The sequence below is a fragment of the Sphingomonas yabuuchiae genome (assembly GCF_001477495.1).
In the GTDB taxonomy this organism is placed as follows: domain Bacteria; phylum Pseudomonadota; class Alphaproteobacteria; order Sphingomonadales; family Sphingomonadaceae; genus Sphingomonas; species Sphingomonas yabuuchiae_A.
The window spans coordinates 23,648-37,213 of sequence record NZ_LDTF01000082.1 but is presented as its reverse complement, the minus strand read 5'-3'; the positions used below and the strand labels follow the sequence as shown (position 1 = coordinate 37,213).

Sequence of the window (13,566 nt, the reverse complement as noted above, 5' to 3'; positions counted from 1 at the left end):
CCCGCCTGCGGGAGGGGGAGTGAAGAATGAGGGAATGGGGCAACGAAAAAGGGCCGCCCCATCGCTGGAGCGGCCCTTCCTCGAAGGTCTTCGAGAAGCGCGTAGATTACGCGGCTTCGTCGAAATCTTCCTCGTTCATGACCGGACCCGAATCCTGGCCCTTCGCCGAGACGTCGCGATCGACGAACTCGATGATCGCCATCGGCGAGGCGTCCGACGCGCGGATGCCGGCCTTGATGATGCGGGTATAGCCGCCGTTACGATCGGCATAGCGCGACGCCAGAACGTCGAACAGCTTCACCAGCTGCGCGTCGTCGAGCAGGCGGGCATGGGCCAGACGACGGTTCGAGAGACCGCCCTTCTTCGCCAGGGTCACCAGCTTTTCGACGTAGGGACGCAGTTCCTTCGCCTTGGCGACGGTGGTGGTGATCTGCTCGTGCTTGATGAGCGCGGCCGACATGTTGCGGAAAAGCGCGGTACGATGAGCCGAGGTACGCTGCAGCTTACGGCCGCCGACGCGATGACGCATGGGTAGTTCCTTCGTTCGTTAAGGGGCCGTGTCACGGAACCCCAGAGCCGGTGACCGTCAAGGCCGTCACCTTCGCCTGTCTTATGGCTCTCCGGCTTTCACCGGGGAGCGGGTCAGCAAAGCTGCTGGAGTGGCCGGACCCGATCACGGCAAAGCCGCGATCCTGACGTCGAACGGGTCGCCCGTGGGCGACCCGCCGGCCGGGCTTGCGCCGTCTCGCGGATAGCGTAGCTATCCGCGAGCGGCTCAGCCCATGATCTCCTGTTCCAGCTTCTTGGCCATTTCCTCGATATTCTCGGGCGGCCAGCCGGGGATTTCCATGCCCAGGCGCAGACCCATGGACGACAGCACTTCCTTGATTTCGTTCAGCGACTTGCGGCCGAAATTCGGGGTGCGCAGCATCTCGGCTTCGGTCTTGCCGACCAGATCGCCGATATAGATGATGTTGTCGTTCTTGAGGCAGTTCGCCGAACGCACCGACAGTTCCAGCTCGTCGACCTTCTTGAGAAGGTAACGGTTGATCTGCTGCGCGTCGCTCTGCGGCTCGCCACCGGCGGCGGGGATCGCCGCCTGGCCCACGGGGGCCGCGCGGGTGAGCGCCGAGTCGTCGAAGTGCACGAACAGCGCCAGCTGGTCCTGGAGGATACGCGCGGCATAGGCCACGGCGTCTTCCGGGGTGACGGTGCCGTCGGTCTCGATCGAGAGCGTCAGCTTGTCATAGTCCAGATCCTGGCCGACGCGGGTCGGATCGACCTTGTACGACACCTGACGGACCGGCGAGTAGAGCGCATCGACGGGGATCAGACCGATCGGCGCATCGGCCGGACGGTTCGACGCGGCGGGGACATAGCCCTTACCGATGTCGGCGGTCAGTTCCATGTTGAACGTCGCGCCTTCGTCGAGATGGCAGATCACCAGGTCCTTGTTCATGACCTCGATGTCGCCCGACACGGCGATGTCGCCGGCCTTGACGGTGGCGGGACCGGTCGCCGAGAGCTGGAGACGCTTGGGGCCTTCGCCCTGCATGCGGATCGCGAGCTGCTTGACGTTCAGGACGATGTCGGTGACGTCTTCACGCACACCGGCGAGCGACGAGAACTCGTGCAGCACGTTCTCGATCTTGATCGAGGTCACCGCCGCGCCCTGGAGCGACGACAGGAGCACGCGGCGAAGCGCGTTGCCCAGCGTCAGGCCGAAGCCACGCTCCAGCGGTTCGGCAACGAACGTCGCCTTCCGCTTGCCATCGCCACCCTTTTTCTCGAGCGCGTTGGGCTTCTTCAGTTCCTGCCAGTTCTTTGCGTTGACAGACACGTGGTTCCCCTGAGTTGTGGGCCGGAACGGGGACGGTTCCAGCCATGGAGAGAGGCATGGCCGACTCGTCAGCCGGCCATGGGAAGCATCAGACGCGGCGACGCTTGGAAGGCCGCACGCCGTTGTGCGGGATCGAGGTGACGTCGCGGATCGAGGAGATCTGGAAACCGACCGCCTGCAGCGCGCGCAGCGCCGACTCGCGGCCCGAACCCGGACCCTTCACTTCGACTTCCAGGGTCCGGACGCCGTGCTCGGCGGCCTTCTTGCCCGCGTCTTCCGCTGCGACCTGCGCCGCATACGGGGTCGACTTGCGCGAGCCCTTGAAGCCCATCATGCCGGCCGACGACCACGAAATGGCGTTGCCCTGGGCATCGGTGATGGTGATCATGGTGTTGTTGAAGCTGGCGTTCACATGCGCGACGCCGGCGGTGATGTTCTTGCGCTCGCGACGGCGAATGCGCTGCGGTTCACGTGCCATTGAATTCTATCCTGACCTGTATCTCTGATGCGGAGAGCGGGAAGCAGCCTGCCTCGCGCCGCCCTCCGGCGGAGAAGAAGTGAATTTCGCCTCCCAGGCGAAATTCTTACTTCTTCTTGCCCGCGATCGGCTTCGCCTTGCCCTTACGGGTGCGCGCATTGGTGTGCGTGCGCTGGCCGCGGACCGGCAGGCCCTTGCGGTGACGCAGGCCGCGATAGCAGGCCAGGTCCATCAGGCGCTTGATGTTCATCGCGGTTTCGCGACGCAGATCGCCTTCCACCGTGTGATCGGCGTCGATGGTCTCACGGATCTGCAGCACTTCCTGGTCCGACAGGTCCTGGACGCGACGATCAGCGGCGATGTTCAGCTTGGCAGTGATCTGCTTCGCCTTGGCCGGACCGATGCCGTGGATATAGGTCAGCGCGATCAATACGCGCTTGTTGGTCGGGAGGTTAACACCCGCAATACGTGCCATGAAACTTGTTCTCCTAGCTCCACGAAGCATGGCATGGCCGCACATGCTCCATCTCAACGCGATGGTTCCGCCACGCGGAATGGCGACGCACGTATCGCGCGCGTCGTTCAACCGGGGGTGTTGGAAGGACGGTCAGTTAGGCCCCGCGCAACACTCTGTCAAGCGATCGGTTCCGCAAACTTCGCCGATTGCAGCCGCTTGAGCATCAGCCAGCGGCGGAAGGACACGATCGCCCATATGATCTCGACGACGCCGAACGGCCAGGCCCCCTGCAGAAAGCCATAGGCCGACCCCGCGATGCACCCCAGGCAGAAGCCCAGCGTCCACCAGTGCGACCCCGATTCCATCGCATAGCAGACCAGGGTGAAGGAAACGGCGAGCAGGCCGAAGAGGGAAAGCGTGTCCATGGTGCGGCGGTGTAAAGCGCTGAGGCGACGGGGCAAGTCCGATCCTCCCCGGCACGGGGAGGTGGCAGGCGCAGCCTGTCGGAGGGGGGCTTCCTCATGGGGCATCCCTTGCGGAACGCCCCCTCCACCATGCTTTGCATGGTCCCCCTCCCCGTTCCGGGGAGAATTTACGGAATCACCAGCCGCGCCACGAGGCCCGGCGCATTGTCGGCCAGATCGAATCGCCCGCCATGCAGCCGCGCCACCGCCTCGATCAGCGCCATGCCCAGCCCCGCGCCCGGCGTCGTACGGGCAGTGTCGAGGCGGCCGAAGCGCTTCAGCGCCTGCGCACGGTCCGCCTCGGCGATGCCGGGGCCATGATCCTCGACCTGGAAGATGATTCCCTCCGCCCCGTCCCGCAGCCGCAGCGTCACTTCACCACCCGATGCGCCGTGCTTCAGGGCGTTGTCGATCAGGTTGGACAGCGCCTGACTCATGAGTTCGCGGTGCAAGGGCAACGGCGCGGGGCGCGCCTCCACTTCGATCAGGAAGCGCAAGCCAGCTTCCTCGGCGACCGGAGCATAGAGTTCGCCGATCTCCTCGACCAGTTCGACCGGCGAGGCCAGGGTGAAGCGGTCACGCGTCACCGACTCGGACCGGCTGATCTCGATCACCATGGTCAGCATGCGCATGATGAGATCGGTCTCGACCAGCAGGCCGCCCAACGCCGCCTCGCGCTGGGTCGGGTCGGCGATCAGCACCGCCTGCTCGGTCTTGGTGCGCAGCCGGGCGAGCGGGGACCGCAGGTCGTGCGCCAGGCTGTCGGTGACGACACGCAACTCGGCCATCAGCTGCTCGATCTTGCCCAGCATCGCATTCAGTCGCTCGGCGAGCCGGTCAAAGGCATCGCCGCCGTCGCGACCGTCGCGCACCAGTCGGACGCGGCGGGTCAGGTCGCCCTCACCCGCCGCATCGACCACCGCGACGATGGTATTGAGCCGCCCCGCGACATAGCGCGCCAGCACCAGCCCGGTCCCCACCCCCAGCATCAGCGACAGGAACACCGCCAGCGCCAGGGCACGCTCGATCGCCACCTGCTGCGCCTCGATCAGGTCGAGCGGACGCCCGACGAGCAGCCAGTCCTTGCCGATGGGATGGAGCGTATAGCCCGCCTCCCGTGCGTTCCACACGCCGTCCCGACCCAGCACCGCGATGCGGAACGGCGTGTCGGCCAGCGGCACGGCCAGATGGCGCGGGGCATAGCCCGCGATCCGATGCCCCTGCGGATCGAAGATGGCCAGCACCAGCGATACGTCGCCCGGCTCGCGCGCTTCCTTGATGGCATCGGCCAGCGCCGGCAGCGCCCCGGTCCGCCACACGGCGCGCAGGGCATCGGCCTGTTCGACGATCTCGCGATGGAGCGCCGCCACCGCATCCGCGCTGGTCTGTTTCCAGATGAAGCCGACCAGCGCCAGATTGGACACCAGCGCAAGGATGATCGACAGCAGCGCGATCCGCGCCGAGATCGTCAGCCGGGGCTTCACCCTTCGACGGCCAGCCTATAGCCCGCGCCGCGCACGGTATGCAGGATCGGGCTGCCGAACCCTTCCTCCAGCTTGCGACGCAGGCGTCCGATATGGACGTCCACCACGTTCGAGCCTGGGTCGAAATGATAGTTCCAGATCTTCTCCAGCATCATCGTGCGGGTGACGACCTGGCCCGCATGGCGCGCCAGGAACTCCAGGAGGTTGAACTCGCGCGCGCCGACCGGGATGATCTTGCCCGCCCGCGTCACGGTGCGCGCCAGCAGGTCGATCTCCAGATCGCCGACGCTCAGCTTCGTCCGGGTCGGCTCGGACGCGGCGCGGTCGGACCGGCGGACCAGCGCCTCGATCCGAGCGGACAGCTCGGCGAAGGAGAAGGGCTTGCACAGATAATCGTCCGCCCCCGCCTTCAGCCCGTCGACCCGGTCGTCGACGGTGGCGAGCGCCGAGAGCACGAGCACCGGCGTCGAGATACCCGCGGCGCGGATCGCGCTGACCATCGCCAGCCCGTCCAGGCGCGGCAGCATCCGGTCGGCGATGATGAGGTCGAATATGCCCTCGCTGGCCAGGAACAGGCCGTCGCGGCCGTCCCCGCATTGCTCGACGGCATAACCCGCTTCGGCCAGCCCCTTGGCGACATAGGCGGCGGTCGAGGCGTCATCTTCGACGATCAGGATTTTGCGGCTCATCGGCTCGTCTGCTCCCTCATTGGGCGACATTCATCATTGCGGCGGCATTTCGGGGTCGCTCGATCCCGGCTCACCGCTGCTGCCGCCAAGGAAAGACCGGCGGGAAGCGCTCTTCCCGCCGGCCGCGACGGCACCCCCGGGAGTGTCGGGTGCCGAGCTCTTCGAACTCCGTGGGGCAAAGGGCTACAGTCCGGCGGGATACCCCGGGGTGACCACAATGTGACAAATGCGTCATCCATCCCATCCCCGGTTCGGCCGGTCGTGTTCTGTAATTTCGATCGCACAAAAAGCCGAATAAATTCTTATGCTTCCGTCCATTTTTAAGGTTTTGAAAACTCTTTGGGTTATGGTTCGCACATCATGATGGAAGCACCCCTTGCCATCCCCGCGCCGTTCGACGAGGAACGCCGCCTGGCCACGCTCCAGGCGCATGCGCTGCTCGACAGCGAACCGGAGGCGGAGTTCGATGCGCTCGTCTCGCTGGCCGCCGAGATGCTCGGCTGCCCGGTGGCGGCGCTGACCCTGGCGGACCGGGACCGCTTCTGGGTCAAGTCGGCGATCGGCGACCTGCCACGGCAAATGCCGCGCAACGTCGCCTTTTGCGATCATACCATCCTTTCGAGCGACGTGACGATCGTCCCCGACCTCAGCCGCGATCCGCGTTTCGCGCTCAATCCGTTCGTGACCGGCGAGGCGGGGACGCGTTTCTATGCCGGAATGCCGATCCGCGTACCCGATCTGGACGGCGCGCCCCAGGCGATCGGCTCGCTCTGCGTCATGGACGCCGCGCCCCGGTCGCTGAGCCCGGCCGGGGAACAGACGCTGCGGCATCTGGCGCGGCTGGCCGAGGCGCTGATCGCCGCGCGCGCCATCGCCCGGCGTGCCAACGCCATGGCCGAACTCAGCGAGCGGCAGGCCGCCGATCTGCGCGCTAAAGACCGCACCGTCCGTCAGGTCGAGCGGCTTGCGATGATCGGATCGTGGCGGATCATCCTGGCCGATGGTCAGGCCATGTGGTCCGAGGGCGTGTACCGCATCCACGAACTGCCCGCAGGCCAGCCCTTCACGATCGACCAGGGCCTCTCCTATTATCCGCCCGCCGCGCGCGAGGTGCTGCGCAAGACGATGGCGCAGACGGTGCGCGGCGGCGAACCGTTCGATATCGAGCTGGACTTCGTCACCGCCCTGGGCCGCAAGCGACGGGTGCGCGTGATGGGCGAACGCGAGATGCTGGACGGCGTGCCGCATGGGCTGGTCGGCATGTTCCAGGACGTGACCGAGCGCCACGCGTTGGAAACCCAGCTGCGCCGCAATGCCGACACCGATGCGCTGACCCTGCTCGCCAACCGCGCCGCCTTCGACCGCACGCTGGAGGCGGCGATCACGGAGTCCCTCGGCACGGGCGAACCGCTGGCGCTGGTCCTGATCGATCTGGACGGCTTCAAGCTGATCAACGACACGTTGGGCCATCCGGCAGGGGACGAGGTGCTGCGCATCGTCGGCCAGCGCCTGCGTTCCGACTGGCTGGACGGCAGCTTCGTCGCGCGGCTGGGCGGCGACGAGTTTGGGCTGATCGTCCGCGACCCCGCGCTGCTGGCCGATATCGATGCCCTGCGCGCACGGATCGAGGGATTGCTGACCATCACGATCACCATCGACAAGCTGACCATGAGCTGTGCGGGCACCGTCGCGGTGACGCTGCGCCCCGAGGATTGCCGAACCAACCGCGATTTCATGCACCATGCCGACAGCCGCCTCTACGGCGCCAAACGCGACCGGGTGGGCGAACGGCGACGCGGCGACCGGCGGCGGGCCGGTTAAAGGGCGACGCTCGGCCGTCATCCTGTATTCAGGCGAGCCGTCCTATCACGCCACCCCTCGAACAAGGGAGATCGTGATCATGAAGAAGGCCGCGTTTCTTGCCATCGGTTTCGCTGTCGCCGCCATGCCCGCCACCGCCGCGACCATCGCCAACCCCGCCTCCACCTTCTGCGGCAAGATGGGCGGCCGATCCGTTTCGGCCACGCTGGCCGATGGCGGGACAATCGGCCTGTGCTATCTGCCGGGCAAGAAGATCGTCGAGGAATGGACGCTGCTCCACATGTTCAACGGCAAGAAGCCCGCGCCCAGGAACAATCCGTTCCGCTGACGCCTCCGCGCGTGCGAGCACCGGCCCTTCCCTCCGGGCCATACCGCCCCATATAGCGGGCCCATGTCTTCGCGCGCCCGCGTCCTTGTCCTGAACTCCGCGCTCGGCCCCCTCGACTATCGCGTGCCACATGGCCTGACGGTCGAACCGGGGTCGATCGTCGTCGCGCCGCTCGGTCCGCGCCAGCTGCTCGGCGTGGTGTGGGAGCCGGAGCGGATGCCGTCCGATGCCGAGGTCGGCGACAACCGCCTGCGCCCGCTGCTGGGCGTCGCGGATGCGCCGCCCTTGCCCGATGCGCTGCGGCGGCTGATCGAGTGGACGGCAGACTATTATCTCGCGCCCCCTGCCGCCGTCGTGCGCATGGCGCTGTCCTCCACCTCCGCGCTGGAGGGCGCGCGGACCGTCACCGAATATCGCGTGACTGGCCATGTCCCCGAGCGCCTGACCCCGCAGCGGGCGCAGGCGCTGGAGCGGATCGGCGACCGGCAGGGCCTGATTCGCGAACTGGCGACGATGGCCGATGTCTCCGACGCGGTGATCCGGGGACTCGTGAAGAATGGCGCGATCGAAGGTGTCGAGGTCGATATCGACAGTCCCTTCCCCCTGCCAGACCCGAACCATCACCGCCCCGAGCTGTCCGAGGATCAGCGCGCGGCGGCGGACATATTGGTCGCGGGCGTGACTTCGCACAGTTTCCAGCCGGTGCTGCTCGACGGCGTGACCGGATCGGGCAAGACCGAAGTGTATTTCGAGGCGGTGGCACAGGCGATCGCCGAAGGACGGCAGGTGCTCGTCCTGCTCCCCGAGATCGCGTTGACCGAGCCGTTCCTGAAGCGCTTCCACGACCGCTTCGGCTGCGAGCCGGTGGCGTGGCATTCGGGGCTGCGCTCGTCGCAGCGACGCCGCGCCTGGCGCGCCATCGCCAGCGGCCAGGGGCTGGTGACGGTCGGGGCGCGCTCGGCCTTGTTCCTGCCTTACCGTAATCTCGGCCTGATCGTCGTCGACGAGGCGCATGAGACCAGCTTCAAGCAGGAAGACGGCGTCCACTACCATGCCCGCGACGTCGCGGTGATGCGCGGCAAGTTCGAGCCGTGCCCGGTCATCCTCGCCTCCGCCACCCCCGCGATCGAGACGCGGCAGCAAGTGACGCTGGGCCGCTATACCGAGGTCAAGCTGCCCGGCCGCTTCGGTCCCGCCCAGATGCCGACCATCGAGGCGATCGACCTGATCCAGAACCCGCTCGAGCGCGGCCGCTGGATCGCGCCCAAGCTGGTCGCCGCGATGAAGGAGGTGCTGGAGAAGCGCGAACAGTCGCTGCTCTACCTCAACCGGCGCGGCTATGCGCCGCTGACCCTGTGCCGGACCTGCGGGCATCGGTTTCAGTGCCCCAACTGCACCGCCTGGATGGTCGAGCACCGGCTGGTCCGTCGGCTGGCCTGCCATCATTGCGGCCATGTCCTGCCCACGCCGCGCGCCTGCCCCGAATGCGACGGCGAGGACACGCTGGTCGCCTGCGGCCCCGGTGTCGAGCGGATCGCCGACGAGGCGACCGCGCTTTTTCCCGAAGCCAAGATCGCCGTCGTCACCTCCGACACCATCTGGTCCCCCGCCAAGGCGGCGGAGTTCGTCGGGCGGATGGAGGCGGGCGATATCGACATCGTCGTCGGCACGCAGCTGATCACCAAGGGCTATCACTTTCCCAACCTGACGCTGGTCGGGGTGATCGACGCCGACCTCGGGCTGGACGGCGGCGACCTGCGCGCGGCGGAGCGGACCTTCCAGCAGATCCGGCAGGTGTCGGGCCGTGCGGGACGCGGGGCCAAGCCGGGCCATGTCTTCATCCAGACGCACAGCCCCAAGGCCCAGGTGATGCAGGCGCTGGTGACGGGCGATGCGGAGGCCTTCTATACGGCCGAGACCGAGGCGCGCCGCGATGCGGATGCCCCGCCCTTCGGTCGCTATGCCGCGATCATCGTGTCGTCGGAGGATCAGGGTGCGGCCCAGTCCACCGCCAATGCCATCGCCCGCGCCGCGCCCAAGGTGGACGGGATGCACGTCTTCGGTCCTGCGCCCGCACCGCTGGCGATGCTGCGCGGGCGGCATCGATTCCGGTTGCTGGTCCACGCCCGGCGTGCGCTGGCCGTACAGGACGTGATTCGGGAATGGTTGGGCGGGCTGGAATGGTCCGCGAAGGTGCGCGTCGCCGTGGATGTGGACCCGTATAGCTTTTTGTAAACGCGCCGATCGCCCCAAACACGCCCCTCCCGCAGGCGGGAGGGGATGGGGGAGGGAAAAGCCGCGGGCGATGGTCTCGGTGAGACTCCTGGCCCTCCCCAAACCCCTCCCGCCTGCGGGAGGGGCTTACCGTTTGTGGCACGGGCTTCCCTTGGCCTTCGACTTCGCTCAGGCTGAACGTAGCGTGGAGAGCTGGCTTATCCCTACCGCCGTTCAGCCTGAGCGAAGTCGAAGGCCACACCCCACGCTAACCCAACAAACAAAAACGGCCGCAGCTTTCGCCACGACCGTTTGAAAACCCAGGTAAGGAAAAAACCTTACCCAGCGTGCTCCGCCAGCACGGTCAGGCCCTTCGGCCCCACCTCGGCGAAACCGCCACGGATCTGGATCGATTCCGGCTCGCCCTTTTCGGTGCGGTACACCTGGATCGCGCCGTCGCGGATCGTCGACATGAAGGGCGCATGGCCCTCCAGCACGCCGAAATCGCCCTCGGTGCCGGGGACGACCACCATATGCACCTCCTCCGAGCGGAGGAGCTTTTCGGGGGTCACGAGTTCGAAGTGCAGCATGTCAGGGTCTCGTTTCAATCGCGCGGTCGAACGCGGCGATGGCCGCGTCGAACTTGTCCCGGCAACCAGGATTGCAGAAGCCGACCACCGCGCCGCGATAGACCGTCAACCCGTCGTCGCTGATCGGCTTACCCGACCAGGGACAGACATTGTTGACCGCGTCCTCGCGGCGCGGCGCGGACATCAGGCTTCCTGCGCCAGCTTCTCGGCCTTGGCGACGGCTTCGTCGATGCCGCCGACCATGTAGAAGGCCGCTTCCGGCAGATGGTCATATTCGCCGTCGACCACCGCCTTGAACGAACGGATCGTGTCTTCGATCTGGACGAACTTGCCCGAGATGCCGGTGAAGACTTCCGCGACGTGGAAGGGCTGCGACAGGAAGCGCTGGATCTTGCGGGCGCGCTGGACGGTCAGCTTGTCCTCTTCCGACAGCTCGTCCATGCCCAGGATCGCGATGATATCCTGCAGCGCCTTGTAGCGCTGGAGCAGCGACTGGACCGCACGGGCCGTCTCGTAATGCTCCTGACCGACGATGCGCGGCTCCAGCACGCGGCTGGTCGAGTCGAGCGGGTCGACGGCCGGGTAGATGCCCAGCTCCGAGATGGCGCGGTTGAGCACGGTCGTCGCGTCGAGGTGGGCGAACGAGGTGGCCGGCGCCGGGTCGGTCAAGTCGTCGGCGGGCACGTACACGGCCTGCACCGAGGTGATCGAACCCTTGTTGGTCGAGGTGATGCGCTCCTGCAGCGCACCCATGTCGGTCGACAGGGTCGGCTGATAACCCACGGCCGAGGGAATACGGCCCAGCAGCGCCGACACTTCCGCGCCCGCCTGGGTGAAGCGGAAGATGTTGTCGACGAAGAACAGCACGTCCTGGCCTTCCTGGTCGCGGAAATATTCCGCGATGGTCAGACCCGACAGCGCGACGCGCGCGCGGGCGCCCGGCGGCTCGTTCATCTGGCCATAAACCAGCGCGACCTTCGAGCCCTCGCTGATCGCGTTGCCCTCGGCGTCCTTGGCGATCACGCCCGCGTCGAGGAATTCGTGATACAGGTCGTTGCCCTCACGGGTCCGCTCACCGACACCCGCGAACACCGAGGTGCCGCCATGGCCCTTGGCGATGTTGTTGATCAGTTCCTGAATGAGAACCGTCTTACCGACGCCCGCGCCGCCGAACAGGCCGATCTTGCCGCCCTTCGCGTAAGGAGCCAGCAGGTCGATGACCTTGATGCCGGTGACCAGGATCGCGCTCTCGGTCGACTGCTCGATGAATTCCGGCGCCTTGGCGTGGATCGGCGCGCGCAGGTCGGTGGCGACCGGACCGCGTTCGTCGATCGGCTCGCCGACGACGTTCAGGATGCGGCCGAGCGTCGCCGGGCCGACGGGCACGCGGATCTGCGCGCCGGTGTCGGTCACGGTCTGGCCGCGGGTCAGGCCCTCGGTCGTGTCCATCGCGATCGTGCGGACGGTGTTCTCGCCCAGATGCTGCGCGACTTCGAGCACCAGACGGGTGCCGTTATTGTCCGTCTCCAGCGCCGACAGGATCGCGGGCAGGTGATCGGGGAAGTGAACGTCGACGACCGCGCCGATGACCTGGGCGATCGTGCCGACATTGTTGGTGGCCGTGGTCGGCCGGATGTCCTCAGCGGCGGTTGCCATCTTTGCTTCCTTGGTTCTGCTGGCCCGACATAGCTACGGGGCGGGTAAAGGTTACGACCAGACGGCGGCCACCGTCGATCTTGTCACGGGTAACACGGTAATCGGCGCCGGTCAGGTGGCCGGTGGTGGCGCTTTCATTCTGGATCGCGGTCGTGACCGCATCCTTGCCGTCCAGACCCAGCTGATCCATCGGCTTGGTCACCCAGCGGATGAACTGCGTCTTGGCGAACGGGCTGGTGTCGAGATTGACGAGGTCGAGCGAGAAGCGGATTTCGTTCAGCCGCTTCGCGTCGCCCTCGACGATCAGGTTGCCCATGTTGACCGGCGTCACCGACGGATCGGCCAGCGGCGTCGTCTGCCCGCTGGCGCGGTACACACCCTCGACGGGCGCGTAACCGCTCATGCGAAAGCCCATCCGGTCGAGCAGGCTGACCGTCTCCGACGCATCGCCGAACACGGTCGCCCAGCCGCCCGTCACGAACGGGCTCGGCGAAGCCTTGGGGGCGTCCTTCGACTGATCGGACGCCTGGCCGCATCCGGCCAGAGCGACCGTCAGGCCTAGAAGGAGCGCCAGACGCATCAGAGTGCCTCGGCGCCCGAGATGATCTCGACCAGTTCGGTCGTGATCGCCGCCTGACGCGTGCGGTTGTACTGGATCGACAGACGGCGGATCATGTCGCCCGCGTTGCGCGTGGCATTGTCCATCGCGTTCATCTGCGACCCGTAGAAACCGGCCTGGTTTTCCAGCAGCGCACGGAAGATCTGCACCGCGACGTTGCGCGGCAGCAGCGCGTCGAGGATGTCCTCCTCGCTCGGCTCGAACTCGGCGACCGCCTCGACCGAGGTCTCGCCCTTGGTCGGGGCGGGCATCGGCACGGGGATCAGCTGCTGCGAGACGGGGTCCTGCACCAGCGCCGAGACAAACTTCGAGTAGAACAGATGCGCCACGTCGAATTCGCCACGCTCGAACCGCGCGATCAGGTCGTCGGCGATCGTGCGGGCGTCGTCGAACTTGGGCGCCTTGATCGCGCTCATGTCGTGATCGGCGAGGATCGCGTTCGGGAAGAAGCGCTTCAGCACGCGCCCCTTCTTGCCCGCCAGGTAGAACTTCACCGTCTTGCCCTGCGCGGTCAGCTCTTCGGCCTTGCGGCGCGCGGCGCGGACGATGTTGGTGTTGAACGCACCCGCCAGACCACGCTCCGAGGTGGCGACGACCAGCAGCTGGACATCGTCCTTGCCGGTGCCCGCCAGCAGCGGCGACGCACCGACGCCACCGACGCGCGCGGCCATACCGGCCATCACCGCTTCGAGACGCTCGGCATAGGGACGGCCGTTCTGCGCCGCATCCTGCGCCCGGCGCAGCTTGGCGGCGGCGACCATCTTCATCGCCTTGGTGATCTTCTGGGTCGACTTGACCGAGTTGATCCGGATCTTGAGGGCCTTGAGGCTCGCCATCTTCGTCCTTCTGCCTCCCTCTCCCCTCGGGGGAGAGGGCCGGGGTGAGGGGTTGCCACGGGCGGGGTCGCTTGGGGCGTCCCCTCACCC

The 13,566-nt window shown here is 66.8% G+C and carries 15 protein-coding genes; 3 read left to right on the top strand and 12 right to left on the bottom strand.

The annotated features are described in order from the left end of the window. Positions 1–106 precede the first annotated feature (106 nt). The 7 genes from rplQ to NS355_RS14005 all read right to left on the bottom strand — a co-directional run bounded on the left by rplQ (position 107) and on the right by NS355_RS14005 (position 5,412). The gene (gene rplQ, locus NS355_RS14035; protein WP_056430546.1) at positions 107–529 is read right to left on the bottom strand and encodes a 50S ribosomal protein L17; all 423 of its coding nucleotides are present in this window, start codon (positions 527–529) and stop codon (positions 107–109) included. A gap of 246 nt (positions 530–775) precedes the next feature. Next, positions 776–1,840 carry a DNA-directed RNA polymerase subunit alpha gene (locus NS355_RS14030; RefSeq protein ID WP_056430549.1) on the bottom strand — a complete coding sequence of 355 codons (1,065 nt, stop codon included), beginning with the start codon at positions 1,838–1,840 and terminating at the stop codon, positions 776–778. 88 nt (positions 1,841–1,928) lie between these two features. Further along, positions 1,929–2,318 carry a 30S ribosomal protein S11 gene (rpsK, locus tag NS355_RS14025; RefSeq protein ID WP_042486392.1) on the bottom strand — a complete coding sequence of 130 codons (390 nt, stop codon included), beginning with the start codon at positions 2,316–2,318 and terminating at the stop codon, positions 1,929–1,931. A 106-nt stretch (positions 2,319–2,424) separates the two neighbouring features. Continuing rightward, complete coding sequence (rpsM, locus tag NS355_RS14020) at positions 2,425–2,793, bottom strand: 30S ribosomal protein S13 (protein WP_042486395.1); 369 nt, start codon at positions 2,791–2,793, stop codon at positions 2,425–2,427. Between the two features lie 158 nt (positions 2,794–2,951). After that, positions 2,952–3,200, bottom strand: a complete 249-nt coding sequence (locus NS355_RS14015; RefSeq protein WP_058746271.1) for a hypothetical protein — start codon at positions 3,198–3,200, stop codon at positions 2,952–2,954. 167 nt (positions 3,201–3,367) lie between these two features. Continuing rightward, positions 3,368–4,723: a sensor histidine kinase gene (locus NS355_RS14010; protein WP_058746270.1), complete on the bottom strand. Its 1,356-nt coding sequence runs from the start codon at positions 4,721–4,723 to the stop codon at positions 3,368–3,370. After that, positions 4,720–5,412, bottom strand: coding sequence for a response regulator transcription factor (locus NS355_RS14005; RefSeq protein ID WP_056431327.1), 693 nt, complete (start codon positions 5,410–5,412; stop codon positions 4,720–4,722). Before NS355_RS14005 ends, NS355_RS14010 begins: the two co-directional genes overlap by 4 nt. Positions 5,413–5,772: 360 nt before the next feature. Between NS355_RS14005 and NS355_RS14000 the strand changes: the two genes are divergently transcribed. The 3 genes from NS355_RS14000 to NS355_RS13990 all read left to right on the top strand — a co-directional run bounded on the left by NS355_RS14000 (position 5,773) and on the right by NS355_RS13990 (position 9,796). After that, positions 5,773–7,233: a sensor domain-containing diguanylate cyclase gene (locus NS355_RS14000; protein WP_058746277.1), complete on the top strand. Its 1,461-nt coding sequence runs from the start codon at positions 5,773–5,775 to the stop codon at positions 7,231–7,233. Between the two features lie 79 nt (positions 7,234–7,312). Next, on the top strand, positions 7,313–7,561 hold the full coding sequence (locus tag NS355_RS13995; RefSeq protein ID WP_058746269.1) for a DUF333 domain-containing protein: 249 nt from the start codon (positions 7,313–7,315) through the stop codon (positions 7,559–7,561). Positions 7,562–7,624: 63 nt separating this feature from the next. Further along, positions 7,625–9,796: a primosomal protein N' gene (locus NS355_RS13990; protein ID WP_058746268.1), complete on the top strand. Its 2,172-nt coding sequence runs from the start codon at positions 7,625–7,627 to the stop codon at positions 9,794–9,796. A gap of 317 nt (positions 9,797–10,113) precedes the next feature. On the opposite strand, the gene NS355_RS13985 is transcribed toward NS355_RS13990, so the two are convergent. From NS355_RS13985 to NS355_RS13965, 5 genes are read right to left on the bottom strand one after another with little or no spacing between them, the layout of a single operon-like run. Next, positions 10,114–10,365, bottom strand: coding sequence for an ATP synthase F1 subunit epsilon (locus NS355_RS13985; protein ID WP_058746267.1), 252 nt, complete (start codon positions 10,363–10,365; stop codon positions 10,114–10,116). Position 10,366: 1 nt separating this feature from the next. Continuing rightward, positions 10,367–10,549 carry a hypothetical protein gene (locus tag NS355_RS13980; protein WP_058746266.1) on the bottom strand — a complete coding sequence of 61 codons (183 nt, stop codon included), beginning with the start codon at positions 10,547–10,549 and terminating at the stop codon, positions 10,367–10,369. Further along, positions 10,549–12,021: a F0F1 ATP synthase subunit beta gene (gene atpD, locus NS355_RS13975; protein ID WP_056431330.1), complete on the bottom strand. Its 1,473-nt coding sequence runs from the start codon at positions 12,019–12,021 to the stop codon at positions 10,549–10,551. The genes NS355_RS13980 and atpD overlap by 1 nt, the downstream gene beginning before the upstream one ends. Beyond that, on the bottom strand, positions 12,005–12,601 hold the full coding sequence (locus NS355_RS13970) for a hypothetical protein (protein WP_058746265.1): 597 nt from the start codon (positions 12,599–12,601) through the stop codon (positions 12,005–12,007). The genes atpD and NS355_RS13970 overlap by 17 nt, the downstream gene beginning before the upstream one ends. Continuing rightward, on the bottom strand, positions 12,601–13,476 hold the full coding sequence (locus tag NS355_RS13965; protein ID WP_058746264.1) for a F0F1 ATP synthase subunit gamma: 876 nt from the start codon (positions 13,474–13,476) through the stop codon (positions 12,601–12,603). Before NS355_RS13965 ends, NS355_RS13970 begins: the two co-directional genes overlap by 1 nt. Between the last annotated feature and the right edge of the window lie 90 nt (positions 13,477–13,566).

Coding starts and splice junctions, on each gene's coding strand:
- NS355_RS13990 (WP_058746268.1), top strand. CDS start 7,625: ATGTCTTCGCGCGCCCGCGTCCTTGTCCTGAACTCCGCGCTCGGCCCC.
- NS355_RS13965 (WP_058746264.1), bottom strand. CDS start 13,476: ATGGCGAGCCTCAAGGCCCTCAAGATCCGGATCAACTCGGTCAAGTCG.
- NS355_RS14000 (WP_058746277.1), top strand. CDS start 5,773: ATGATGGAAGCACCCCTTGCCATCCCCGCGCCGTTCGACGAGGAACGC.
- NS355_RS14015 (WP_058746271.1), bottom strand. CDS start 3,200: ATGGACACGCTTTCCCTCTTCGGCCTGCTCGCCGTTTCCTTCACCCTG.
- rpsK (WP_042486392.1), bottom strand. CDS start 2,318: ATGGCACGTGAACCGCAGCGCATTCGCCGTCGCGAGCGCAAGAACATC.
- rplQ (WP_056430546.1), bottom strand. CDS start 529: ATGCGTCATCGCGTCGGCGGCCGTAAGCTGCAGCGTACCTCGGCTCAT.
- NS355_RS13980 (WP_058746266.1), bottom strand. CDS start 10,549: ATGTCCGCGCCGCGCCGCGAGGACGCGGTCAACAATGTCTGTCCCTGG.
- NS355_RS13970 (WP_058746265.1), bottom strand. CDS start 12,601: ATGCGTCTGGCGCTCCTTCTAGGCCTGACGGTCGCTCTGGCCGGATGC.
- NS355_RS13985 (WP_058746267.1), bottom strand. CDS start 10,365: ATGCTGCACTTCGAACTCGTGACCCCCGAAAAGCTCCTCCGCTCGGAG.
- atpD (WP_056431330.1), bottom strand. CDS start 12,021: ATGGCAACCGCCGCTGAGGACATCCGGCCGACCACGGCCACCAACAAT.
- NS355_RS13995 (WP_058746269.1), top strand. CDS start 7,313: ATGAAGAAGGCCGCGTTTCTTGCCATCGGTTTCGCTGTCGCCGCCATG.
- rpsM (WP_042486395.1), bottom strand. CDS start 2,793: ATGGCACGTATTGCGGGTGTTAACCTCCCGACCAACAAGCGCGTATTG.
- NS355_RS14005 (WP_056431327.1), bottom strand. CDS start 5,412: ATGAGCCGCAAAATCCTGATCGTCGAAGATGACGCCTCGACCGCCGCC.